The sequence below is a fragment of the Enterobacter sp. 18A13 genome (genome assembly GCF_007035975.1).
GTDB lineage: Bacteria > Pseudomonadota > Gammaproteobacteria > Enterobacterales > Enterobacteriaceae > Enterobacter > Enterobacter vonholyi.
This window is the reverse complement of sequence record NZ_AP019634.1, coordinates 122482-145974: the sequence shown is the minus strand read 5'-3', so window position 1 is coordinate 145974 and position 23493 is coordinate 122482. Positions and strand designations below refer to the sequence as shown.

The following is a 23493-nucleotide window of genomic DNA, read 5'->3' as shown; positions in this document are numbered from 1 at the left end:
CCCCATGAGGGGAAAGGCGATTTTTTCAATCACATGGGTCGTGAAGCCGCTTAGGTTATCAGTCAGACCTCTGTTTTACGCCAGCGCACTCAGCGCTGGCGTATTGCTGTGCGCCGCATCCGCCCACGCGGATGACCGCGACCAGCTGAAATCCATTCAGGCCGATATCGCCGCCAAAGAGCGTGCGGTACGCCAGCAGCAACAGCAGCGATCCGCACTTCTTGCCCAGCTAAAGCAACAGGAAGAGGCGATTTCCGCCGCCGCGCGTAAACTCCGTGAAACGCAAAACACCCTTGCCCAGTTGAACAAGCAGATCGACGAGATGAACGCGTCGATTGCCAAACTGGAACGCCAGCGCGATGCGCAGGAGCGCAACCTTGCCGCACAGCTTGATGCCGCATTCCGCCAGGGTGAACATACCGGACTCCAGCTGATCCTCAGCGGCGAAGAGAGCCAGCGCGGCCAGCGCCTGCAGGCCTACTTTGGCTATCTCAACCAGGCGCGTCAGGAGACTATCGCGCAACTGAAGCAGACGCGCGAAGAGGTCACCACGCAAAAAGCCGAGCTGGAAGAGAAGCAGACCCAGCAGCAGACGCTGCTCTACGATCAGCAGGCCCAGCAGGCGAAGCTCGAGCAGGCGCGCAACGAGCGTAAGAAAACCCTTTCCGGCCTTGAATCCTCTATTCAGGAAGGACAGAGCCAGCTCAGCGAAATGCGCGCCAACGAATCAAAACTGCGTAACAGCATCGCCCGTGCGGAAGCCGCGGCGAAAGCGCGTGCCGAAAAAGAAGCGCGCGAGGCGCAGGCCGTTCGCGACAAGCAGCAGGAAGCGTCCCGCAAAGGCACCACCTACAAGCCAAGCGAGAGCGAACGTTCCCTGATGTCGCGTACCGGCGGTTTGGGTTCTCCTCGCGGCCAGGCTTTCTGGCCCGTTCGCGGTTCAATTCTGCATCGCTATGGCGAACAGCTGCAGGGTGAGCTACGTTGGAAAGGGATCGTTATCGGTGCATCTGAAGGTAGCGAAGTGAAAGCCATCGCCGATGGCCGCGTGATTCTGGCCGACTGGCTGCAGGGTTACGGACTGGTCGTGGTGGTCGAACACGGTAAAGGTGATATGAGCCTTTACGGCTACAACCAGAGCGCGCTGGTCAGCGTCGGCACGCAGGTGCGCGCCGGCCAACCCATCGCCCTTGTGGGCAGCAGTGGCGGTCAGGGCCGCCCGTCACTTTATTTCGAAATTCGTCGCCAGGGTCAGGCGGTCAATCCACAGCCGTGGTTGGGAAGATAAGTTTTGCTTCAATTTCGTCGAATGGTTTTCTCCGTCGTCAGCGCGCTGGCGCTGGCTGCACCGGTATACGCAGGTAAACTCGCTATCGTGATTGATGACTTCGGTTATCGTCCGCACTATGAAAATCAGGTGCTGGCGATGCCGTCGGCCATCTCTGTCGCCGTCCTTCCGAATGCTCCCCACGCGCGTGAGATGGCGACCAAAGCACACAGCAGCGGCCATCAGGTGCTGATCCACCTGCCAATGGCCCCGCTCAGCAAGCAGCCGCTGGAAAAAGATACCCTGCGCCCGGACATGAGCAGCGAGGAAATCGAGCGCATCATCCGTGACGCCTACAACAAAGTGCCGTATGCCGTAGGGCTGAACAACCATATGGGCAGCGCGATGACGTCAAGCCTGTACGGGATGCTCAAAGTGATGCAGGCGCTGGAGCGTTACAACCTCTACTTCCTCGACAGCATGACCATCGGCAACAGCCAGGCGATGCGTGCCGCTCAGGGAACGGGCGTAAAGGTAATTAAGCGCAAGGTGTTCCTGGATGATACCCAGAACGAAGCCGATATCCGCATGCAGTTTAATCGCGCGGTACAGCTGGCCCGCCGCAATGGCTCAGCCATCGCCATCGGTCACCCGCACCCGTCTACCGTTCGCGTCCTGCAGCAGATGCTGCCGACCTTGCCTTCCGATATCACGCTGGTACGGCCGAGCGATCTACTGAACGAGCCGCAGGTGGATACCTCTACACCGAATTCTGCGCAGCCCGTCCCGACAGCGCCGCGTAATCCGTTCCGCGGCGTGAAGCGCTGTGTACCGAAGCAGCCGCTTGAACCGGTCTATGCGACCCGCTTCTTCTCCGTCATCGGAGACAGCATCAGTAACAGTACGCTGGTGAAATACGTCCAGCAGCAGTGGCAGGGATGGGGTAAGAAAGCCTGACGCCTATTTCGCAATCTGTGAGTCCGTCTGCTCGTTAGCAACGGACTCTTTTTTTTCCTGATGCTGATACCAGGATTTGAAATACTTCAAAAAACTATAGGCTGTGGCATACAGTCCCGTTGCCACCCCCACTTTGCCCTTACGCCAGGCGCCGCTAAAAAGATACCATTTGAAAAAAGCACCGATGGCGCTGATTACGCCGCGCCCAACAGAGGGCCGTATTTTTTGATGTTGAACCAGGCGGGTTGTATAACAATTTAATTTATTAAAAAGCTCGTGCAGCGTGGGAAACGTATCATGTTTTACATAGCCCTGAATACGTTCACAACGGAGAAAACCTTCGACCTGATCGTCTACCGGTCGGTTATTAAACCGGGACTGTTTACGATTAAAAAGACGCACAGGATAATCAGGGGATGAAACGGGATAAATCGTCCGGACTTCTTCACCCAGAACAAACCAGTGGCGGCATATTCGCCATGCCGTTCCGGGGTCAGGCTCATCACCTGCCTTTAACCTTAAAATGGCATTAACCGTTTCCTGGTCAAGAATTTCGTCGCTATCGATGCACAGGACCCAGTCATTGCTGGCTAAGGATATGGCATGGTTCATCTGCTCGCCATGCCAGCCAAATTTTTTATAGACCGGGAGCAGTCCAAAGCTTTCACAAATATATCGTGTTTTGTCCGTACTCCCTGAATCAACCACGACGACTTCATCCGCTATTTTTAAAAGAGGCGGAATAACATCATGCAACAATCTCTCAGAATTAAACGTTAATAAGCAGACCGTTATTTTAAACATTTTCCCACTCTCAATAGCAGCCTAAATTAATATTATTAATACTATATAAATGAGTAGAGATGGTTAAAGTCCTGAATCACACTTTTAAAATAAACGCGCTTGAAATTTTCTCTAATCCTGAAGCGCAATAAAATAGAAAACTCTATTTTATTTCAACAGATTCTTTATAATGCTGTCAGATGAAGGGTAGCACACGGATTCAGACATGCCGCACAAAAGTAAAATTCTCCTCCTGGATACGGGTAAAGAATGGGGGGGAGGCACCAACAGTATGCTTGAGCTCCTGAAGCGAATCAATCGCGATAAATTCGATATTACCTGTTGTTTTTACAGTGATTATAGTCGTGCCGAAGGTGAGAAGATTGGCCAGGTGCTCAACGGCATCGGGATCCCGCTCATCGTGATTCCTCAACGTCCGCAGCCAGTCTGGGCCAAATTGTTGAAGGAAGCTGGACGTAGCCTGCTGTTTTTCTCGCGCAGCGCCCGCAAGGCATTAACGCGTCACGTGGATATTATGTGGCGCATCAGGCCTAACGTCAGCAAGATCGAAACTCTTTTCTCGCAGGGCGGTTTCGATACGCTCTATATGAATAACCAGCCTGGCTCAAATGAAGAAGGCTATCTGGCGGCGGCGAACCTGCAGGTGCGGGTGATCCAACACTGCCGCATTGAACCTGTTTTGACCCCACCTCTGGTAAAGCTGGTTAATGCCCATGCCACAAAAATCATCGCCGTCTCGCACGGCGTTGAACGCGTGTTACTTCAGCATGGCGTCCGGCCCGAACTGTGTACGACGGTCAATAATGCCATCGACATCCACCAGCCTTTACCTGACCGGCGTGCGATGCGCCAGCGCCTGAATATTGATGACGACACGTTTGTGTTCGGCAGTATCGGGTCGTTAATCCCTCGCAAAGCCAACCACCACACGCTGGAGGCGCTGGCACAGTTCAGCGAGAAGCATCCGCAGGCGAAATGGAAAATGGTGCTGGTCGGCGAAGGTGCCGAACGCCGCGCTTTAGCGGAACAGGCCCGAGCGCTGGGCATTGAACATCACGTCATCTTCACCGGTTTTCAGAACACCCCGTTTGATTACCTCGCTACGTTTGACGCCTTTATCCTCGCCTCAAAAAGCGAAGGGCTACCGCGCGTGGTGCTGGAAGCGATGCTTCTCAATATCCCCGTGATTGGCTCTCAGGTGACCGGCACGGCAGAATTGATTGACCATGATTCGACAGGTCTGCTCTTCCCCTGGAGCGATGTTCCACAACTTGCACAGCATCTGGACAATATCTGGGCAGACGCGGAACTGCGGGCTCGACTGGCGGCAGCTGCTTACCAGAAAGTCTGTCATAACTACGCCATTGAAAACTACGTCAGCGGTGTCGAAGCCGTGCTTGGCGCGCGCTGACCAAACGAGATAACTATGTTTAAATTTCTTAATGCTCGCTATCGTCATATCACCGGGCGACACAACATTCCTTACAGCTCTCTTCCCATGACGGGCGCGCTTGCTGCGGTGGACTCTATTGTGATTCCGTGTACCGGCGCAGATTTCGTCGAAGAAGCATTACTCTCTGCCACCTTCGCGGAACGTTATGCCACCGGGGTGAGCGAAATCGTCATCGTCAGCGATCAACCCGAATCTGCCTTTGGGATACTGCCGCCTAAAACCCGCGTAGTGACGCTTAACCTTCCCGTTCGTGAGGAAAGTTACCGCTATAAGCAGATCTACCTCAGCCGTCTGGTGAAGCTTAACGCCCCGCTACAGGCTCGCGGTGAAGGGATATTGATGATCGATTCCGATCTCAATTTGCTGAAGATGCCAGAGATCAACATGGCCGATATGCACATCTACTCCAGCTTCCGTCAGGGTAAAATGATTGCCAAGCTGGACGGTGCGCCTGCGGAGAAAGTGCCGGCGTATTACAAGGAGACGGTGCGCCCTTATCTGGTCGATCACGTTAACGGCGCGTTTCTTGCGGCAACTAAAAAAACCTGGCGCCGTATCTGCCCGCTGTGGCTGACGCTGTTCCAGGATACCTGGGAACTGATGGACGACACGCAGCCGCCGACCGATCAGCTGCCGCTCGCCGCGCTGCTGGACATGCTGGATTTAAAAACGGTTAACCTGGGTGACTGGATGAACTGGCCGGTCTCCAAGAAGATCGGCGGGCAGGAAGCCGTAGTTCCGAAAGAGGTGATTGGCGCGCACGGCGGTTTCCCTCTCTCAGAATGGCAAAAATATCTTGAGTCACCGGATAACAAACTGCTGTTCAAAGGTCAGGACTACACCCGCAAGGTGCGCTACCTGACGGACGAAGAGAAAAAGAATCAATAAAAAAAGGGGCCTCAGGCCCCTTTTTGATTACTTATCCCAGCTCAGAATCACTTTCCCTGACTGGCCGGAACGCATCGCGTCAAAGCCCTGCTGGAACTCATCGATGGAGAAACGGTGAGTGATAATCGGGGACAGATCCAGACCGGACTGGATCAGCGCCGCCATCTTGTACCAGGTCTCGAACATTTCGCGGCCATAGATGCCCTTAATGAACAGCCCCTTGAAGATGACCTTGTTCCAGTCGATAGACATATCCGACGGCGGAATACCCAGCATCGCAATACGACCGCCGTGGTTCATGGTGTCGAGCATGGTGCGAAACGCCGGTGGCGCGCCGGACATCTCCAGACCCACGTCAAAGCCTTCGGTCATGCCCAGCTCTTCCATCACGTCGCTCAGGCTCTCTTTCGAGACATCCACCGCACGGGTGACGCCCATTTTGCGCGCCAGCGACAGACGGTATTCGTTCACGTCGGTGATCACAACGTTGCGCGCACCCACGTGCTTCGCCACGGCTGCCGCCATAATGCCAATTGGGCCCGCGCCGGAGACCAGCACGTCTTCACCAACCAGGTCGAAAGAGAGCGCCGTGTGCACCGCATTGCCGAACGGGTCGAATATAGAGGCCAGATCGTCAGAAATATTGTCCGGGATTTTGAACGCGTTAAAGGCCGGGATCACCAGATATTCCGCGAAGCAGCCCGGACGGTTCACGCCCACGCCGATGGTATTACGGCACAGGTGAGTACGCCCGCCGCGGCAGTTACGGCAGTGGCCGCAGGTAATATGGCCTTCACCGGAGACGCGGTCGCCAATTTTGAAGCCTTTTACTTCCTGGCCGATACCCACCACTTCGCCGACATATTCGTGACCGACAACCATCGGTACCGGGATGGTTTTCTGCGACCACTGGTCCCAGTTATAGATGTGAACGTCAGTACCACAGATGGCCGTTTTACGAATTTTGATCAGCAGATCGTTATGACCGACTTCCGGCTCCGGCACGTCGGTCATCCAAATCCCTTCTTCCGCTTTCAGTTTGGATAACGCTTTCATCACACGTCCTCAGGCAATTACGCCCAGCTGTTTACCAATGCGGGTAAAGGCTTCTACCGCACGTTCAATTTGTTCAGGCGTATGCGCCGCAGACATCTGGGTGCGGATACGCGCCTGACCTTTTGGCACCACCGGGAAGAAGAACCCGGTGACGTAAATCCCTTCTTTCTGCAGTTCGCGGGCAAATTGCTGCGCGACGACCGCATCGCCGAGCATCACCGGAATGATCGCATGGTCGGCACCGGCCAGGGTAAACCCTGCGGCGCTCATTTTTTCACGGAACAGACGGGCGTTGGACCACAGGCGGTCGCGCAGCTCAGCGCCGGACTCCACCATCTCCAGCACTTTAATGGAGGCGGCAACAATCGCCGGCGCCAGGGAGTTGGAGAACAGATACGGACGGGAGCGCTGACGCAGCCACTCAACCACCTCTTTACGCGCGGCGGTATAGCCGCCGGACGCGCCGCCGAGCGCTTTGCCCAGCGTGCCGGTGATGATGTCCACGCGGCCCATCACGTCACAGTATTCGTGGGAGCCGCGGCCGTTTTCGCCGACAAAACCGACCGCGTGAGAGTCATCGACCATCACCAGCGCGTCGTATTTATCCGCCAGGTCGCACACGCCCTTCAGGTTGGCGATCACGCCGTCCATGGAGAATACGCCGTCGGTGGCGATCAGCACGTGGCGAGCACCCGCTTCACGAGCCTCTTTCAGGCGCGCTTCCAGCTCAACCATATCGTTGTTGGCGTAGCGGAAACGCTTCGCTTTACACAGGCGTACGCCGTCGATGATGGAAGCGTGGTTCAGGGCGTCGGAGATAATCGCATCTTCTGCACCGAGCAGGGTCTCAAACAGACCGCCGTTAGCGTCAAAGCAGGAGGAGTACAGGATCGCGTCTTCCATTCCGAGGAAGCTCGCCAGCTTTTGCTCAAGCTGTTTGTGGCTGTCCTGCGTACCGCAGATAAAGCGTACGGAGGCCATGCCGAAACCGTGGGTGTCCATGCCGTTTTTTGCAGCGGCAATCAGCTCAGGGTGATTTGCGAGACCTAAATAGTTGTTCGCACAAAAGTTGATCACATGGCTGCCGCCGGCAACGGTGATGTCCGCCTGCTGGGCAGACGTGATAATACGCTCTTCCTTGAACAACCCTTCCGCACGTGCGGTGTCGAGGTCGCTGTTTAACTGTTTGTAAAAATCACCACGCATTGCAATTCTCCAGACTCGGCAAATTTCGGGACATATTACCCAAACCTATAGTTCATGACGAGATGACACGTCATCTCTTGTCGTTTTTGCAGCATAAATCACGCGTACCCCTGCGCTGTGAAGGTGAATGGCTGAAGGGCAGCCATACTAATGATATGATAGAGACATTAGCGTCCGGGATTGTCCCCGGGCTCCACACTTCAAAGGTTACAGTTATGATCATCGTTACCGGCGGCGCGGGCTTTATCGGCAGCAATATTGTTAAGGCCCTCAATGACAAAGGCATCACCGACATCCTGGTGGTTGACAACCTGAAAGACGGCACCAAGTTCGTCAACCTGGTGGATCTGAACATCGCTGACTACATGGATAAAGAAGACTTCCTTATCCAGATTATGGCAGGCGAAGAGTTCGGCGAGATCGAAGCCATCTTCCACGAAGGTGCATGTTCTTCCACCACCGAGTGGGACGGTAAGTACATGATGGACAACAACTATCAGTACTCCAAAGAGATCCTGCACTACTGCCTGGAGCGTGAAATTCCGTTCCTGTACGCCTCCTCTGCTGCAACCTACGGCGGCCGCACCTCGGACTTCATCGAGTCCCGCGAGTATGAACAGCCGCTGAACGTCTACGGTTATTCTAAGTTTCTGTTCGACGAGTACGTGCGTCAGGTTCTGCCAGAAGCGAACTCGCAGATCGTCGGCTTCCGTTACTTCAACGTCTACGGACCGCGCGAAGGCCACAAAGGCAGTATGGCAAGCGTAGCGTTCCACCTGAACACCCAGCTGAATAACGGCGAAAGTCCGAAACTGTTCGAAGGCAGTGACGGCTTTAAGCGTGATTTCGTCTACGTAGGCGACGTTGCCGCAGTGAACCTGTGGTTCTGGGAAAACGGCGTATCCGGCATCTTCAACCTGGGGACCGGCCGCGCGGAGTCCTTCCAGGCAGTGGCTGACGCCACGCTGGCGTATCACAAAAAAGGCAGCATTGAGTACATTCCGTTCCCTGACAAGCTGAAAGGCCGTTATCAGGCATTCACGCAGGCCGATCTGACTAACCTGCGCGCAGCGGGTTATGACAAGCCGTTCAAGACCGTTGCCGAAGGCGTAACGGAATATATGGCCTGGCTGAACCGCGACGCGTAAGTATGAAGATTCTGGTGATCGGCCCGTCATGGGTGGGCGACATGATGATGTCGCAAAGTCTCTATCGCACGCTCAAGGCGCGCTATCCCCAGGCGATAATCGACGTGATGGCACCTGCATGGTGCCGTCCTCTGTTGTCGCGTATGCCGGAAGTGAATGAAGCCATCCCGATGCCGCTTGGCCACGGGGCGCTGGAAATCGGCGAACGCCGCAAACTCGGTCATAGACTTCGCGAGAAGCGCTACGATCGGGCGTATGTCCTGCCAAACTCCTTTAAATCCGCCCTGGTGCCCTTTTTTGCGGGGATACCGCACCGTACCGGCTGGCGCGGCGAAATGCGCTACGGCCTGCTGAACGATGCACGGGTGCTGGATAAAGAGGCCTGGCCGCTGATGGTGGAACGCTACGTGGCTTTGGCCTATGACAAAGGCGTGATGCGCAGTGCGAAAGACCTGCCGCAGCCGCTGCTCTGGCCACAGCTTCAGGTTAACGACGGTGAAAAATCCCAGACCTGTAACGCGTTTGGTCTTTCGTCTGAACGCCCGATGATTGGCTTTTGCCCTGGCGCCGAGTTCGGCCCGGCAAAACGCTGGCCGCACTATCATTATGCGGAGCTGGCGAAACAGCTGATTGACGAAGGCTACCAGATTGTCCTGTTCGGCTCGGCAAAGGACCACGAGGCAGGCAACGAAATTCTCGCGACGCTGAGTAATGAACAGCAGGCCTGGTGCCGCAACCTGGCGGGAGAAACGCAGCTTGAACAGGCGGTTATTCTGATTGCCGCCTGTAAGGCTGTAGTAAGTAACGATTCTGGCCTGATGCACGTCGCTGCCGCGCTCAACCGCCCGCTTGTGGCGCTGTATGGCCCAAGTAGCCCGGACTTCACGCCCCCGCTTTCTCATAAAGCGCGCGTCATTCGCCTGATCACCGGCTACCACAAAGTGCGCAAAGGCGATGCCGCAGAAGGCTATCATCAGAGCCTGATCGACATTACCCCAGAGCGCGTTCTCGAAGAACTTAACGAACTGCTGCTGAGCGAAGAAGGATAACGAATGCGGGTACTGATCGTTAAAACCTCTTCGATGGGCGATGTTCTGCATACGCTGCCGTCACTGACGGACGCCATGCGGGCCATTCCCGGCATTCGTTTTGACTGGGTAGTGGAAGAAGGTTTCGCGCAGATCCCCACCTGGCATGAAGCGGTTGACCGCGTGATCCCGGTGGCGATTCGCCGCTGGCGCAAAGCGTGGTTCTCCGCGCCAATTAAAGCCGAACGCAAAGCCTTCCGTGAGGCGGTACAGGCACAACATTACGACGCTATCATCGACGCCCAGGGGCTGGTGAAAAGCGCTGCGCTGGTGACGCGTCTGGCACATGGCGTAAAGCACGGCATGGACTGGCATACCGCCCGCGAACCGCTGGCGAGCATGTTCTATAACCGCCGCCACTACATCGCAAAGCAACAGCATGCCGTCGAACGTACACGCGAGCTGTTTGCAAAAAGTCTGGGCTATGCCAAACCGGAAACCCAAGGCGACTACGCCATTGCACAGCACTTTTTGCGCAATACAGATCCCTGTGCTCAGCCTTATCTTGTGTTCCTGCATGCCACAACTCGCGACGATAAACACTGGCCGGAAACGCACTGGCGAAGCCTGATTGAACTAATGCAACCTACCGGCATCCATATTAAACTGCCCTGGGGCGCTGAACATGAGCGGCAGCGTGCAGAGCGTCTGGCTGCAGGATTTTCGCACGTCGAGGTATTGCCGAAACTCACGCTGGCGCAGGTTGCTGCACAGCTGGCGGGGGCGAATGCTGTTGTTTCCGTTGATACCGGTTTAAGCCATTTAACCGCGGCGCTGGATCGTCCGAATATTACGATTTTTGGTCCGACCGATCCCGGATTGATCGGGGGTTACGGTAAGAACCAGCATCAGATGGTCAGCCCGACCCAGCAAACGAAGGATATCAGCGCAGATGCTATTTTTTCATTTTTACAGGGCAGCCGTTGGCTTTCCAACAGGGATATCTAACGCATGAGTTACGTATTTCTGCTGATTTTACTTTTTCCGGTAAAGCTTATCCGGAAGCTGTTCCGCAAAGAGACAGGTAAAAACCTGGTCATTCAGACAGCTAAAATCGGCGATTTTGTTAATGCAACGCCCCTTCTGGCATACCTTCAAAAAAGCGACGTACTCATCAGTCGTAGCGTGGGTGCGCTGGCGAAGCATGATGAGACGATCGATGAGATTTTTTTTATCGAGCAGCATAAGCGTAACCTGTGGCGAAAACTGGTCTTTGCCTGCCGGATCATGAATCGCTATGACAATGTCTATCTCCTGCAACCTAACAGCGTAAATCTCTTTTTCGCCTCCGTGTGTAATGCTAAAAACAAACAGTTTTTAAGCACTTACACGCACAGATGGTATCACGGTATTTTCTATGCCACGGCAGACGGTATTGTTGAACATGGTAAGAAGACTCTTTCGGTCACGAACTATCTCAAACTGGCCGATCGCACCTTAACCTGGCAAGACTCGCCAAAGCACGCCACAAAGCCACTTTTCAAACCCGCAACCTATCCGGCAATCCTTGATAAACCCGGTGTGATCCGCATTGGCATCAGCGTAGCCGCCGGAAATAAAGCGAAAACCGTTCCGCCGGTCATCTGGAAGCAAATTGCCGATCGTCTCGCTGACCTGCCTTGCGAATTTTATGTTTTTGGCGCCCCAAATGAACAATCGTGGATGGACGATATCACCCGCGCTTATGGTGAACTACCCAACTTTATTAATCTGATTGGCAAAATCTCGCTTGAAGAGCTGCCGTGGGCCATTTCTAAAATGGATTGTTATATCGCCTCTGACTCGGGGAACGTTTACATCGCCGATGCCGTCGGAGTGCCAGTTATCCTATTGTTCGGGCCTTGTTGCCACTATGAACAGCGTCCGCTGGGCAACGTGTTACTAATTGGAAATGATGACAACATTTGCTCATACGTTTTTGAAACACGGTATTACTTCTCACAGAGCAGAGAAGAACTCTTCGCTGTAACTGAAGAATCGCTACGTGACCTCAAACATTTTATTTGCGAGTTATCAACAACTAACGCAACCGCATACTCCTTTGATGCTCAGGGAAAATAATTACTATGGCTTTTCTAAGCATCATTATTGCCGCGCATAACGCTAAAGATACGCTTCACGCAACCCTGGAAAGCCTGCAAAACGCAATTGATGGTGCGGGCAACGATGTAGAGATCATTATCTTTAACGACAGCTCCAATGACTCAACGCAGGATATTATTGAAGCCTGGCTGCCAGCGTTTCCAAATGCCCAGTCCCGATACGTTGAGTACCGTAACGTAGGTCATGTTCGAAACAGTGCCCTCTCGCTGGCCTCAGGTGAATATATTACCATGCTGGATAGCGATGACCGATTGAAACCAGGCAGCATCAGGGACGCAGTGGCCTTTCTCAAAAAAGAACGCCCTGATATGCTACTGACGCGCCTGCTGGAAATTCGCGACACTAAGAAAATCACCGCCGACTGGCAGGATTTCTCTCCTGTTGCTTTGTCACAGCATGAAGCAATAAAGCGGTTCCTGCAGCACAAAGATTTTCAGGCACATCTCATCGGGCAATTCATGCATCGAAAATTGTATGCAAACAACCCGATTCCTTCGATGATCTGCTATGAAGATTTCGCCGTATTTCCCGGCATGCTGATGCAATCGAGTAAAATAGTTTATCAGCGTCAGGGACACTATTATTACATTAAACGTGGCGACAGTTTGTCGAGTCGACTCGACGCCAGTAAAATCGCTATGCTGGTTGAATGCACACTACAGATGGAAAAAACATTTCCGCCATCATTTAGACACCTTGTGAATTGTCACTGGTTTGATATTTACAGTAACCACCGCAAGCATCTGACTGACCAGCAACTCAAACTGGTTAAGCAGCGGGTAAACGCTCTTTATTCTTTCTCTTTTTTCTTCTCCAGAGATGTACGTTTCAGCTACAAAAAAAGGGTCATTGAGGCATTATGGAAAAAGTAAAACTGCGGCTTTATCAGCTTACGCTGATTTTGAGCCTTATTTCGCTTGCGCTGGCGCTGCTGAGTTCAGGTAAGCAGCGCGAGTTTTTCTATATTGCAATTTATGCCAGCATCATCGGTTTAGCTTGCGAATATAAAAAGATCACAGTGCGCCCTTTTACTATCGCATTGCCGATTTTATTAATCGGGTTGCTTAATCTTATCTGGTATATGGTGTATGAATATCATAGCGAGGGTTTGAACGTTTATAGCGATTATCTCGGTGCAAGTAAAAAATTGATTCTGGCGAGTATCCTTATATTCTATCTTGACCGGTTTAAGTCTTACATTGATCAAGCATCCTTCCAGAAATATTTCTTATACGCTTCTGGTGCTGGGTTTATGCTTGCTACTGGCTATGGCTTATGGCAAGCATCGCAGGGTATGGGGCGTATCGAGATGGCCATAAACCGTGCAACCGTGTCGGCCTATGTTTACTCTGTACTGTCACTGGCGTTTGTATATAGCCTTTATCTACAGAAAAATATAAAACTGTATGTAGCCGCAGGACTCATCATCTTAATCTCTTACTTTGTCATTCTTCTAACGGGCACGCGTGCCGCAATGGGATTATATTTACTCCTGGCGATTATACTCACGCTCTACCACTTCAGAAGAATACACCTTAAATCAACGTTGATTTTCTTATGCATTGTGGCGGGCATTGTTGTCGTTAGCTACAAGCCATTAATTTTACCAAAGATACAACAAACACAAATTGAAGTTGAAAATTACCAAAAAGGTAATGATGCAACCTCGCTCGGCGCACGTTTCTCTATGTGGAGTGTGGGTATTCAAAACGGACTTGCCCATCCTTTAGGGCAATCAGTTGAAGACCGCGAAGTATGGACACAGCAATATGTGAAAAATGGGCATCCACATCTCGCAACCGCACTCGATTATATCAAAGTGCATCTGCATAATGAGTTTATTGAAAAATACTCACTGCAAGGGATCCCCGGGCTAGCGATATTATTCTTTGCCTATATATCGATGTTCGCTTACGCACTAAAAAACAAAAATGGCCTGCTGCTGACGACCCTGCTTCTTTTATTACTCTACGGCATGACGGACGTCATACTATTGAGTTCAGAGGCCTTAATTTTCTTTGTCACTGTGTTTGCGCTGAGTACACCTTTTTCGCAAACCAGGCAACGTTAATGATAGTGCCCGCCTTGCGGGCATTATTTTTTCTTGTATTGATAAAACTCCGCCAGCGTCATCCCTACCGTCTTATCGGATAACCAGCCAAAGAGCGTTTCTAAATCCTGATACAACCCTTCTATCGCTGCCTCATCTTTAAACGTAGGACTTCCGCCTGGCATAAATTCCGACGAATGAAGCATAAACTCCACGTACTCATTTCCCTGCGACAGACATTGCTGTGCGACCTGAATCATTTGCGCCGCATTCCCACCGGACGGTCTTAGCCAGTTGACGGACGGGGAACGGTATTTACCCCGAAGCCGATCGTAACCCTGTTTGATCGTGTTCAACCACGCCGGGTGCTTATACTGAATGCTCATCGGCACTTCAAGTAATGGGCTATTACCTGCCCGGGAAATATTGTCTAAGTCCATGAAATAGGCGTGGTCGGGGAAATGCTGGTAATCCGTTCCGCCATTGCCCTGCGGGGCGCCTTTCGCATTGCGCCAGTTCACGCGTGGCGTCACGGAGCAATCAACCTGGTAACCCAGTTCAACGAGCAATTTTGCATAGCGACTGTCAAATGCCCAACGTCCGGCACGGTGGCTTAACATTTTGGTCTGGAAGGTCTCTTCCAGCAGTCGGGTCATGAACAGCACTTTCTCGCGCATCATCTCATCCGAAAATTCAATCAGATAAGGCTGCCAGCACCAGTCATCTCCCGTGAGATCGTGTTCCGGCGGGCTATTCCATGCGTGGAGGTGCATTCCCACCTCCCCCTGACCGCGGGCGATCGCGTCCCTTGCGAATTCGATGAAAACGGGCTCGATCGCCATCTCATAATTGGTCAGCCACACGGGCTTAAAGCCGAAACGCTCGCAAAGCGTCTGGAAACGCGCCAGATAGCGCGCATTTTCCGTTTTAATGACGCGGTGATTTTGCCAGAGATTATCGCCCTCAGTATCAATTGTGATGATAAACGCTGGTTTGTTCATAATGAGTCCGCAAGACAGGAAAGTTAGCGCTATGTTACGCACTCTCCAAAGCATGAGTAAACCCTTCCAGGGAAATTACTGAGATTATGGAGAAAGAGTGCAAGTCGCTAACAGGTCTATTAGAATTGCCATCAGTACAACGCCGATAAGATGATGATGAATAACTTACCTGACACACCTGATTTGCGCATTTTACTTATCAAACTCCGCCATCATGGCGACATGTTGCTGACCACTCCCGTCATTGATTCGTTACGTCAAAAATGGCCGCAGGCGCAGATTGATGTCCTGCTGTATGAAGAAACCCGCGATATGCTCGCCGCGCATCCAGCGATCGGTACAATTTATGGAATCGATCGCAAATGGAAACAGCTGGGCACGCTGAAGCATCTTCAAAAAGAGTGGCAGTTGTTGTGTGCGTTAAGAAATCAGCATTATCATCTGGTAATTAACCTTGCCGATCAATGGCGTAGCGCGATCGTTACCCGTTTCACCGGTGCCCCCGTTCGCCTCGGATTTGCGTTTAACAAACGCAATAGTGCGTTCTGGCGTTTTTGTCATACCGATCTGGTCTCTGTCGACGGCCATAAATCCCTGCATACGGTCGAACAGAATCTCTCCATTTTGGCACCATTGCCGATCGCGCCACAGCCTGCCGTAACCATGGCCTACACCGAAGAAGACTGGGATCATGCCCGTCAAAGATTGACGCAGAAAGGTGTGGGCGACAGCTATATCGTGATCCAACCGACGTCCCGCTGGTTCTTTAAATGCTGGAGCGAAGACAAGATGGCGCAAACCATGACTGCTCTGCAGCAGGATGGTCATACGATTGTGCTCACCGCGGGGCCGGATAAAAAAGAGCTGGCGATGATCGATCGCATTCTCGCTGCCGCACCCAAAACCGGCGTGGTTTCGCTGGCAGGCCAGTTGACGCTGCGTCAACTGGCATCGCTTATCGATCATGCCTCTCTGTTTATTGGCGTTGACTCCGTTCCAATGCATATGGCCGCCGCGCTGCAAACGCCCTGCGTGGCATTGTTTGGTCCATCAAAACTGACATTCTGGTCACCGTGGCAGGTTAAAGGGGAAGTGATCTGGGCCGGCGATTACGGCCCGCTGCCCGATCCGGATGCCATTGATACTAAAACGAAAGAACGCTATCTCGATGCCATTCCTGTTGATGCAGTCGTCTCCGCTGCAAGGAGATATCTGTCATGAAAAACCATCGTCTGGCCATTGTTCGCCAAAAATATCGCCCTGATGGCGGGGCAGAGCGCTTCGTTTCGCGAGCTCTCACCGCATTGAGCAATCAGAACCTTGAACTCAACGTCATCACGCGTGAGTGGCAGGGAGAGAAGCAAGACGACTGGCATATCCACATTTGCAACCCTCAAAAATGGGGCCGCATCAGTCGAGAACGCGGGTTTGCACAAGCCGCGCGTGCGCTGTGGCAGCAACAGCAGTTTGATATTGTTCAAAGCCATGAGCGCATCCCGGGTTGTGATATCTATCGCGCGGGTGATGGAGTGCATCGTCGCTGGCTGCTTCAGCGCGCGCGCATTTTACCTGCCTGGCGTGCGCAAATGCTGATGTATGACCGCTATCACCGCTACGTGATGCGCGCGGAACGGGACATGTATCAGGCACCTGAGTTAAAAGCCGTAATTTGTAATGCGGAGATGATCAAACGCGAAATCGTTGAAGACTTTGATATTGACGCAAATAAAATCCATGTGATTTATAATTCTATTGATTCCAGCCGATTCGTTCCGGCCCAGGAGACGCAACGTGCGATTTTGCGCCAACAATTTGGTTTGCCGGTCAATGCGGTGGTGTTCTGTTTTGTAGGATCAGGGTTTGAACGAAAAGGGTTGGCGAGCGCCATACGCGCTATTGCTGGAACATCAGCCTGGCTGATTGTGGTTGGACAAGATAAAGCAGAAAATCGTTATCGCGACCTCGCCCGTTCGTTAGGCTGCGAGGGGCAAATCCGTTTCCTGGGGGTGCAAAAAGAAACTCTGCCTTTTTATCAGCTATCCGATGGTTTACTGTTACCAACGCTGTATGATCCCTTTCCTAACGTTATTCTTGAAGCGATGGCCTGCGGCTTGCCCGTCATTACTTCAGAGAGTTGCGGTGGTGCAGAGTTTATTCAACAAGGCCAGAACGGATTTTATTGTGACGCGCTTGATATCAGTACATTGAAGGAAGCGGTAGCCGCTATCCCTTCACTGGAAAAAAATAACAATATGGGACGAGCAGCACGTGAACGTGTAAAAGACGCCACTCCCGAAAAACTGTCAAGTCAGCTTATTACGCTTTATCAAAAATTACTGGATTAAAAATGCGCATCCTAATGATTATTGATGGTTTACCCGGTGGAGGAGCTGAAAAAACGGTTCTTACACTCTCCCGCGGATTAATAGATATGGGGCATCAGGTCTCTCTATTCTCTCTGCGGAAAGTGTGCGACTACGCCATCCCGGAGGGCATCGATTATCAGGTTGTTCAAGACACATGTAAAAAACCGTGGCGAAAGCTGACGGAAATTCCACGCCGCGCCCAATTGCTGGATCAAGCTATTGAGCGGGCTGAACGCAGCGGCAAATTTGATGTGGTGTTCTCTCATCTGCACAAAACAGACCGGATTGTGGCGCACTGCCGCGCCCTTGAACGTAACAAAGTTTGGTTCTGCGTGCATGGCATGTTCTCGTTCTCCTATCTTCGCCATCGCAGCGGGCTTTCGCGCTGGTTTAAACATCTTAAAATTCGTCATACCTACGAAAACCGCAACGTCGTCGCCGTCTCAGGCGCCGTGTTGAACGATCTTTCCGAGACGCTGGCACTCAATCTTCGACGCAAAGCGGTTATCCATAATCCTTTCGATATTCCTGAAATTCAGCGTCTGGCGGATGCGCCCTTCGAGATGCAGGGAAAGGATTACATCATTCATGTTGGCCGCTTCCATGAGCACAAACGCCACGACCGTCTCTTACGCGCGTTCGCCCTGAGTAAAATTGACACAACGCTGGTCATGATGGGCAATGGATCTGACGCTCAAATTCAAAAACTCAAGCAGCTTGCCCGCGATTTGGGCATTGAAAACAAAACGGTTTTCCGCCCGTTCGAGTCCAATCCCTATCCCTGGATTAAAGGGGCACGCCTTTTAGTGTTAAGTTCTGACTGCGAAGGTTTTGGTAATGTGCTGGTCGAAGCCATTATCTGCCAGACGCCACCGGTCAGTACAAATTGCCCAGGAGGCCCTGCCGAAATCCTTACCGGGGCTTTAGCTCGCGGGCTGGCAGAGTTAAATGACGCCTCACTGGCAAAAACGCTGGCGGATATTTATACCGCCCCGCCGGTCGTTGGCGATGCAACTATCGCGTCGTTCGGTATCAATGCCATTTGCCAGCAATATGTTGCTCTGGTCGACAATCAAAAATAATCAGGTTTTTTATGCAAAATTCTGCCCCATTGTTAAGCGTGGTGGTTGCCGTTTATAACGGTGAAGCTTTCCTGGATCAGTTCTTTACCTGCCTTGTCCATCAACGCATCGACAGCATGGAAGTCATCATTGTTAATGACGGCTCTACTGACCGCTCGATGGAGATCGTCGAGAAATGGCGAGAAAAACTGCCGCAGATGCAGGTCATAGAACAGCAAAACCAGGGGGTATCCATCGCGCGTAATACCGGTCTGGCCGTTGCGACGGGTCAATATCTCTCTTTCCCGGATATTGATGATGTCTTTAAACCAGGCATGTACCAGCGTCTGCTGGATATGGCCGTCACGCAGGATCTGGATGTCGCCACCTGTAACGGGAACTACGTCTGGGAGAATAACAAGAAGCCCTCGCGCCCGATTTTTCCTGAAGACAAACTGGCTTCGACAGGGGTCATGGCTGGCCCTGCGTGGTTAAAAATGGCGTTGGATTCTCGCAAATTCCTTCACGTCACCTGGCTGAACATCTATCGCCACGACTTTATCCGTAAACACAGCTTCCATTTTGAACCCGGCCTGCGCCATCAGGATATTCCGTGGACCACCGAAGTGCTGCTCGCGGCAGAGCGGGTTCAGTACACCAGTGAACGTTATTACGACTACTACATTCACTCTGCATCGGTGTCCCATATGCCGGACAATGACGACACGCTGATTCGTTCCGCGCGTCACTACATGAAAATCCTGCAGATGCTCGACGCCATCAATCAGCGTTACCCGGATAAGGTAAAAGGGATCCCTGCCTGCCACTGGCAAATTGCCAAAGAGGGGCTGGGAATTATTCACACCTTTGACAACATGAAGGATGAGAAGAAGAAATCAATGATTATTAAAGAGTTCTTCGAAACAGGCATCTGGAAACTCATCTGGAAAAGTGCAAAAAGTCCGCGTCTGCGCTGGCGGCTGGGTAGACGTTATTTCCGTTTGAAACGGTATCTGGCATAAGAGATAGCTTTACCTGGCCTAAATGCTTAGAATTTGCCCGCCGAAACTAAAAAAACGGATAATCGCTTGGAATTGTTGTATACCGCTCTGCTCTACATCATTCAGCCACTGGTGTGGCTGAGACTGTTGCTTCGTAGCCGGAAAGCGCCTGCGTATCGTAAACGCTGGGCTGAACGCTATGGCTTCTGCCGCAATAAAGTCGTACCGGACGGTATTTTGCTGCATTCCGTTTCTGTTGGTGAAACGCTGGCGGCGATCCCGCTGGTTCGCGCCCTGCGTCACCGCTACCCTTCACTGCCAATCACCGTCACGACGATGACGCCAACCGGCTCGGAGCGCGCGTTATCCGCTTTCGGTAAAGACGTGCAGCATGTTTATCTGCCTTACGATCTGCCCTGCGCCATGAATCGTTTCCTCAACACCGTGCGCCCGAAGCTGGTGATCGTGATGGAAACCGAACTGTGGCCGAACATGATTTCCGCCCTGCATGCTCGTAAAATCCCGCTGGTCATTGCCAACGCGCGTCTCTCAGAGCGCTCGGCGAAAGGTTACGGCAAGCTGGGTAAATTTATGCGCCGCCTGCTCAGTAAGATCACGCTGATTGCCGCGCAGAATGAAGAAGATGCAGCACGCTTTATCTCTCTGGGCCTGAAACGCAACCAGCTTGCGGTAACGGGAAGCCTGAAATTTGATATTTCTGTAACCCCTGAACTCGCAGCTCGCGCCATCACGCTGCGTCGCCAGTGGGCTCCACGTCGTCAGGTCTGGATTGCAACCAGTACCCATGATGGCGAAGAAGAGATCATCCTGCAGGCTCACCGCAAGCTGCTGGAAAAATTCCCTGATTTACTGCTGATCCTCGTGCCTCGCCATCCGGAGCGTTTTAAAGATGCCCGTGAAATGGTCCAGAAAGGCGGCTTCAGCTTCACGCTGCGCAGCAGCGGTGAAATCCCTTCCGGCAGCACCCAGGTGGTGATTGGCGATACGATGGGCGAGCTGATGCTGCTGTACGGCATTGCTGACCTCGCGTTTGTCGGTGGTAGCCTGGTCGAGCGCGGCGGTCATAACCCGCTGGAGCCGGCAGCCCACGCCATTCCGGTGCTGATGGGACCGCACACGTTTAACTTCAAAGACATCTGCGCGAAATTACAGCAGGCCGATGGTTTAATTACCGTGACCGATGCGGATTCGGTGGTCAAAGAGGTATCGACCCTTCTGACTGACGAAGATTATCGCCTGTGGTACGGCCGCCATGCCGTCGAAGTACTGCACCAGAACCAGGGCGCACTGACCCGTCTGCTGCAGCTTCTGCAACCTTATCTGCCTCAGCGGAGCCACTAATGTCAACGCGTCTGTCGGTCGTGATGATCGCCAAAAACGCCGCCGACCTGCTTCCGGACTGCCTGGCGTCGGTTGCCTGGGCTGACGAGATTGTCGTGCTCGACTCCGGAAGTACGGATGATACGGTAGATGTTGCCCGGGCTGCGGGCGCAAAAGTCTTTACCGATACGGACTGGCAAGGCTATGGCATCCAGCGCCAGCGCGCGCAGGGGTATGCCACCGGTGATTATGTATTGATGCTCGACACTGACGAGCGCATCACGCCGGAGCTTCAGCAGGCCATTCAGGCGGTGCTTTCTTCGCCCCAGCCTGGCGCCGTATACAGCATTGCCCGCCGCAACTACTTCCTTGGTCGTTTTATGCGCCACAGCGGCTGGTATCCCGATCGCGTCATGCGCCTGTACGAGCGCGAGCGATATCAGTACAATGACAATCTGGTTCATGAATCCCTGAGCTGCGATAGCGCCCAGGTCATCCCCCTGAGGGGCGATTTGCTGCATCTGACCTGCCGTGATTTCGCGAGCTTCCAGCGTAAACAGCTCAACTATGCCACCGCATGGGCGCAGGAGCGTCACCAGCGCGGCAAGAAAGCCTCGCTGACGGGTATCTTCACCCATACGCTGGGCGCGTTTCTGAAAACGCTGCTGCTGCGTGGTGGCGTGCTGGACGGTAAGCAGGGCTGGTTACTCGCGGTAGTAAATGCCCAGTATACTTTCAACAAATACACCGAGCTGTGGGCGCTCTGCCGCGGCTACTCAGAGAAAACGTGAGCCATGAGCACAAAAGCGATTTATCCGGGTACCTTCGATCCGATCACCAACGGTCATCTTGATATCATCACCCGTGCGGCGAGCATGTTCGATAAGGTGATCCTGGCCATTGCCGCCAGCCCCAGCAAAAAGCCGATGTTTGATCTCAACGAGCGCGTGCAGCTCGCCACCGATGCCATTTCGCACCTACCGAATGTTGAGGTGGTCGGGTTTAGCGATCTGATGGCTAACTTCGCCCGCGCTCAGCAGGCCAATATTCTGATCCGCGGCTTACGCGCGGTGGCAGACTTCGAGTATGAGATGCAGCTGGCGCACATGAATCGCCACCTGATGCCGGAGCTGGAAAGCGTGTTTCTGATGCCCTCCAAAGAGTGGTCGTTTATCTCGTCCACGCTGGTAAAAGAGGTGGCGCGCCATCATGGGGACGTTACCCATTTCCTGCCGGTTAACGTCCACCAGGCGTTGATGGAAAAGCTCAAGTAGCCCTATTTCTGGCACTGACGGCAGTAGAACGTGGCGCGCTGGGCGTGCTTCGTGGCAATAATGGGCGTACCGCAGACTCTGCACGGTTCGCCTTTACGGCCATACACCTGCAGCTCCTGGGCAAAATAGCCCGGCTTGCCGTCACTTTGCAGGAAGTCCTTCAGCGTTGTTCCCCCCTGTTCAATCGAGCGCAGCAATACGGCTTTAATCACCCGGACCAGTAGCTCGCACTCCTCCGCAGACAGCGAAGAGGCCAGCCGATCGGGATGGATCCCGGCGGCAAACAGCGATTCGCTGGCATAGATATTCCCCACGCCGACCACCAGCTTGTTATCCATCAGCCAGGGCTTAATCGGGCTTATCTTCTTCGCACACTTTGCCTTGAGGTATTCCGCGTTAAACGCGTCTGAGAGTGGCTCGGGGCCCAGATGCGCAAGCACGTTATGCCCTTCAAGCTCCTTCGTCCACAGCCACGCGCCAAAGCGCCGTGGGTCGGTGTAACGGAGCACTTTGCCGTTGCTCATCACCAGATCGACATGGTCGTGCTTTTCCGCAGGCAGTTCTTCGGTAAGAATGCGCAGGCTTCCGGACATCCCCAGGTGGATAATGATCCAGCCGTCGGGCAGCTCCAGCAGCAGGTATTTCGCGCGACGCTGTACGCTCAGGACGGGTTTGTCACTTAACGCGTGGATCTCATCGGACACCGGCCAGCGCAGACGTCCATTGCGGATCACCGCGTGAAGAATCGTCGCGCCGACCAGATGGGGCTCAATACCGCGGCGGCTGGTTTCTACCTCAGGTAATTCAGGCATGGTTCCTCCGTTGAGATACAGAATGCAAAAAACCCCGCAGTTGCGGGGTTTTTCGTTACAAGGAGACTAAAATTATTTGATTTTAGCTTCTTTGTACAGTACGTGCTGGCGTACAACTGGATCGAATTTTTTCAGTTCCAGTTTTTCCGGCTTAGTACGTTTGTTCTTCGTGGTGGTGTAGAAGTGACCTGTACCAGCAGAAGAAACCAGCTTGATTTTCTCGCGAATACCTTTAGCCATGATTTATTTCCTCTTTAAGTACTTAGTACTTTTCGCCACGGGCACGCAGTTCAGACAGAACTGTATCGATGCCTTTCTTATCGATTACACGCATACCTTTAGCAGATACGCGCAGGGTGACAAAACGCTTCTCGCTCTCAACCCAGAAACGGTGAGAGTGCAGGTTCGGCAGGAAACGGCGTTTAGTCGCGTTCAGTGCGTGGGAACGGTTGTTACCGGTCACCGGACGCTTGCCAGTAACTTGGCAGACTCGGGACATGTCTATTCTCCAAAAATCAAATTAGCTCGAGCTTCGTATGGGGTATCGGCGCCTCGTCAGGCTTTACAGCCCGGTCATCGCATAGTTCTAAGTGAACTCTCGATTGCCAGGCCCAAAT

General features: G+C 52.9%; 24 protein-coding genes. 17 read left to right on the top strand and 7 right to left on the bottom strand.

Translation table 11 applies throughout. The features are described from left to right. Window positions 1-28: 28 nt before the first annotated feature. Window positions 29-1288 carry a murein hydrolase activator EnvC gene (envC, locus tag FOY93_RS00685; protein WP_232057401.1) on the top strand — a complete coding sequence of 420 codons (1260 nt, stop codon included), beginning with the start codon at window positions 29-31 and terminating at the stop codon, window positions 1286-1288. A 3-nt stretch (window positions 1289-1291) separates the two neighbouring features. Then, window positions 1292-2224: a divergent polysaccharide deacetylase family protein gene (locus FOY93_RS00680; RefSeq protein ID WP_115876696.1), complete on the top strand. Its 933-nt coding sequence runs from the start codon at window positions 1292-1294 to the stop codon at window positions 2222-2224. A gap of 3 nt (window positions 2225-2227) precedes the next feature. On the opposite strand, the gene FOY93_RS00675 is transcribed toward FOY93_RS00680, so the two are convergent. Further along, window positions 2228-3028, bottom strand: coding sequence for a glycosyltransferase family 2 protein (locus tag FOY93_RS00675; protein ID WP_133293520.1), 801 nt, complete (start codon window positions 3026-3028; stop codon window positions 2228-2230). Window positions 3029-3233: 205 nt separating this feature from the next. Here FOY93_RS00675 and FOY93_RS00670 point away from each other — a divergent pair, with 205 nt between their 5' ends. Beyond that, a complete protein-coding gene (locus FOY93_RS00670) occupies window positions 3234-4439 on the top strand; it encodes a glycosyltransferase (RefSeq protein ID WP_143344492.1) in 1206 nt (401 codons plus the stop codon). A gap of 15 nt (window positions 4440-4454) precedes the next feature. After that, on the top strand, window positions 4455-5369 hold the full coding sequence (locus tag FOY93_RS00665; protein ID WP_115876699.1) for a hypothetical protein: 915 nt from the start codon (window positions 4455-4457) through the stop codon (window positions 5367-5369). Between the two features lie 27 nt (window positions 5370-5396). Here FOY93_RS00665 and tdh read toward each other — a convergent pair whose 3' ends face one another. Both tdh and kbl read right to left on the bottom strand, forming a co-directional pair. Next, entirely contained in the window at window positions 5397-6425 is a 1029-nt protein-coding gene (gene tdh / locus FOY93_RS00660; RefSeq protein WP_111964308.1) for an L-threonine 3-dehydrogenase, read from the bottom strand. 9 nt (window positions 6426-6434) lie between these two features. Further along, a complete protein-coding gene (gene kbl, locus FOY93_RS00655) occupies window positions 6435-7631 on the bottom strand; it encodes a glycine C-acetyltransferase (RefSeq protein WP_133293518.1) in 1197 nt (398 codons plus the stop codon). Between the two features lie 215 nt (window positions 7632-7846). Here kbl and rfaD point away from each other — a divergent pair, with 215 nt between their 5' ends. From rfaD to FOY93_RS00625, 6 genes are read left to right on the top strand one after another with little or no spacing between them, the layout of a single operon-like run. Continuing rightward, complete coding sequence (rfaD, locus tag FOY93_RS00650) at window positions 7847-8779, top strand: ADP-glyceromanno-heptose 6-epimerase (protein ID WP_008502707.1); 933 nt, start codon at window positions 7847-7849, stop codon at window positions 8777-8779. A 2-nt stretch (window positions 8780-8781) separates the two neighbouring features. Further along, window positions 8782-9828 (top strand): ADP-heptose--LPS heptosyltransferase RfaF, encoded by a 1047-nt coding sequence (rfaF, locus tag FOY93_RS00645; protein ID WP_133293517.1) that lies wholly within the window; start codon window positions 8782-8784, stop codon window positions 9826-9828. 3 nt (window positions 9829-9831) lie between these two features. Further along, window positions 9832-10815: a lipopolysaccharide heptosyltransferase RfaC gene (rfaC, locus tag FOY93_RS00640; protein ID WP_133293516.1), complete on the top strand. Its 984-nt coding sequence runs from the start codon at window positions 9832-9834 to the stop codon at window positions 10813-10815. Window positions 10816-10818: 3 nt separating this feature from the next. Next, a complete protein-coding gene (locus tag FOY93_RS00635; protein WP_143344491.1) occupies window positions 10819-11928 on the top strand; it encodes a glycosyltransferase family 9 protein in 1110 nt (369 codons plus the stop codon). Window positions 11929-11933: 5 nt separating this feature from the next. After that, window positions 11934-12842 carry a glycosyltransferase family 2 protein gene (locus FOY93_RS00630; RefSeq protein ID WP_143344490.1) on the top strand — a complete coding sequence of 303 codons (909 nt, stop codon included), beginning with the start codon at window positions 11934-11936 and terminating at the stop codon, window positions 12840-12842. Then, on the top strand, window positions 12830-14041 hold the full coding sequence (locus FOY93_RS00625; RefSeq protein WP_143344489.1) for an O-antigen ligase family protein: 1212 nt from the start codon (window positions 12830-12832) through the stop codon (window positions 14039-14041). The genes FOY93_RS00630 and FOY93_RS00625 overlap by 13 nt, the downstream gene beginning before the upstream one ends. Before the next feature lie 23 nt (window positions 14042-14064). Here the strand turns inward: FOY93_RS00625 and FOY93_RS00620 are convergent, their stop codons facing one another. After that, window positions 14065-15021 carry a polysaccharide deacetylase family protein gene (locus tag FOY93_RS00620; RefSeq protein WP_136195891.1) on the bottom strand — a complete coding sequence of 319 codons (957 nt, stop codon included), beginning with the start codon at window positions 15019-15021 and terminating at the stop codon, window positions 14065-14067. Window positions 15022-15171: 150 nt separating this feature from the next. Here FOY93_RS00620 and rfaQ point away from each other — a divergent pair, with 150 nt between their 5' ends. From rfaQ to coaD, 7 genes are all read left to right on the top strand, one after another. Beyond that, on the top strand, window positions 15172-16242 hold the full coding sequence (gene rfaQ, locus FOY93_RS00615; protein WP_115876707.1) for a putative lipopolysaccharide heptosyltransferase III: 1071 nt from the start codon (window positions 15172-15174) through the stop codon (window positions 16240-16242). After that, window positions 16239-17366, top strand: coding sequence for a glycosyltransferase family 4 protein (locus FOY93_RS00610; protein WP_111964301.1), 1128 nt, complete (start codon window positions 16239-16241; stop codon window positions 17364-17366). Before rfaQ ends, FOY93_RS00610 begins: the two co-directional genes overlap by 4 nt. A gap of 2 nt (window positions 17367-17368) precedes the next feature. Beyond that, window positions 17369-18469 (top strand): glycosyltransferase, encoded by a 1101-nt coding sequence (locus FOY93_RS00605; RefSeq protein WP_143344488.1) that lies wholly within the window; start codon window positions 17369-17371, stop codon window positions 18467-18469. 11 nt (window positions 18470-18480) lie between these two features. Next, window positions 18481-19470 carry a glycosyltransferase gene (locus tag FOY93_RS00600; RefSeq protein WP_143344487.1) on the top strand — a complete coding sequence of 330 codons (990 nt, stop codon included), beginning with the start codon at window positions 18481-18483 and terminating at the stop codon, window positions 19468-19470. Between the two features lie 66 nt (window positions 19471-19536). Continuing rightward, window positions 19537-20811, top strand: coding sequence for a lipid IV(A) 3-deoxy-D-manno-octulosonic acid transferase (gene waaA / locus FOY93_RS00595; protein ID WP_029740803.1), 1275 nt, complete (start codon window positions 19537-19539; stop codon window positions 20809-20811). Next, window positions 20811-21581 carry a glycosyltransferase family 2 protein gene (locus FOY93_RS00590; RefSeq protein WP_115876711.1) on the top strand — a complete coding sequence of 257 codons (771 nt, stop codon included), beginning with the start codon at window positions 20811-20813 and terminating at the stop codon, window positions 21579-21581. The genes waaA and FOY93_RS00590 overlap by 1 nt, the downstream gene beginning before the upstream one ends. A 3-nt stretch (window positions 21582-21584) precedes the next feature. After that, on the top strand, window positions 21585-22064 hold the full coding sequence (coaD, locus tag FOY93_RS00585; RefSeq protein WP_111964298.1) for a pantetheine-phosphate adenylyltransferase: 480 nt from the start codon (window positions 21585-21587) through the stop codon (window positions 22062-22064). 2 nt (window positions 22065-22066) lie between these two features. On the opposite strand, the gene mutM is transcribed toward coaD, so the two are convergent. The 3 genes from mutM to rpmB all read right to left on the bottom strand — a co-directional run bounded on the left by mutM (window position 22067) and on the right by rpmB (window position 23375). Next, window positions 22067-22876: a bifunctional DNA-formamidopyrimidine glycosylase/DNA-(apurinic or apyrimidinic site) lyase gene (mutM, locus tag FOY93_RS00580; protein ID WP_143344486.1), complete on the bottom strand. Its 810-nt coding sequence runs from the start codon at window positions 22874-22876 to the stop codon at window positions 22067-22069. Window positions 22877-22948: 72 nt separating this feature from the next. Further along, window positions 22949-23116 (bottom strand): 50S ribosomal protein L33, encoded by a 168-nt coding sequence (gene rpmG / locus FOY93_RS00575; RefSeq protein ID WP_003024094.1) that lies wholly within the window; start codon window positions 23114-23116, stop codon window positions 22949-22951. A 22-nt stretch (window positions 23117-23138) separates the two neighbouring features. After that, the gene (rpmB, locus tag FOY93_RS00570; RefSeq protein ID WP_002436699.1) at window positions 23139-23375 is read right to left on the bottom strand and encodes a 50S ribosomal protein L28; all 237 of its coding nucleotides are present in this window, start codon (window positions 23373-23375) and stop codon (window positions 23139-23141) included. Between the last annotated feature and the right edge of the window lie 118 nt (window positions 23376-23493).

Coding starts and splice junctions, on each gene's coding strand:
- FOY93_RS00675 (WP_133293520.1), bottom strand. CDS start 3,028: ATGTTTAAAATAACGGTCTGCTTATTAACGTTTAATTCTGAGAGATTG.
- FOY93_RS00670 (WP_143344492.1), top strand. CDS start 3,234: ATGCCGCACAAAAGTAAAATTCTCCTCCTGGATACGGGTAAAGAATGG.
- FOY93_RS00665 (WP_115876699.1), top strand. CDS start 4,455: ATGTTTAAATTTCTTAATGCTCGCTATCGTCATATCACCGGGCGACAC.
- tdh (WP_111964308.1), bottom strand. CDS start 6,425: ATGAAAGCGTTATCCAAACTGAAAGCGGAAGAAGGGATTTGGATGACC.
- kbl (WP_133293518.1), bottom strand. CDS start 7,631: ATGCGTGGTGATTTTTACAAACAGTTAAACAGCGACCTCGACACCGCA.
- rfaD (WP_008502707.1), top strand. CDS start 7,847: ATGATCATCGTTACCGGCGGCGCGGGCTTTATCGGCAGCAATATTGTT.
- rfaF (WP_133293517.1), top strand. CDS start 8,782: ATGAAGATTCTGGTGATCGGCCCGTCATGGGTGGGCGACATGATGATG.
- rfaC (WP_133293516.1), top strand. CDS start 9,832: ATGCGGGTACTGATCGTTAAAACCTCTTCGATGGGCGATGTTCTGCAT.
- FOY93_RS00635 (WP_143344491.1), top strand. CDS start 10,819: ATGAGTTACGTATTTCTGCTGATTTTACTTTTTCCGGTAAAGCTTATC.
- FOY93_RS00630 (WP_143344490.1), top strand. CDS start 11,934: ATGGCTTTTCTAAGCATCATTATTGCCGCGCATAACGCTAAAGATACG.
- FOY93_RS00625 (WP_143344489.1), top strand. CDS start 12,830: ATGGAAAAAGTAAAACTGCGGCTTTATCAGCTTACGCTGATTTTGAGC.
- FOY93_RS00620 (WP_136195891.1), bottom strand. CDS start 15,021: ATGAACAAACCAGCGTTTATCATCACAATTGATACTGAGGGCGATAAT.
- rfaQ (WP_115876707.1), top strand. CDS start 15,172: ATGATGATGAATAACTTACCTGACACACCTGATTTGCGCATTTTACTT.
- FOY93_RS00610 (WP_111964301.1), top strand. CDS start 16,239: ATGAAAAACCATCGTCTGGCCATTGTTCGCCAAAAATATCGCCCTGAT.
- FOY93_RS00605 (WP_143344488.1), top strand. CDS start 17,369: ATGCGCATCCTAATGATTATTGATGGTTTACCCGGTGGAGGAGCTGAA.
- FOY93_RS00600 (WP_143344487.1), top strand. CDS start 18,481: ATGCAAAATTCTGCCCCATTGTTAAGCGTGGTGGTTGCCGTTTATAAC.
- FOY93_RS00590 (WP_115876711.1), top strand. CDS start 20,811: ATGTCAACGCGTCTGTCGGTCGTGATGATCGCCAAAAACGCCGCCGAC.
- coaD (WP_111964298.1), top strand. CDS start 21,585: ATGAGCACAAAAGCGATTTATCCGGGTACCTTCGATCCGATCACCAAC.
- mutM (WP_143344486.1), bottom strand. CDS start 22,876: ATGCCTGAATTACCTGAGGTAGAAACCAGCCGCCGCGGTATTGAGCCC.
- rpmG (WP_003024094.1), bottom strand. CDS start 23,116: ATGGCTAAAGGTATTCGCGAGAAAATCAAGCTGGTTTCTTCTGCTGGT.
- rpmB (WP_002436699.1), bottom strand. CDS start 23,375: ATGTCCCGAGTCTGCCAAGTTACTGGCAAGCGTCCGGTGACCGGTAAC.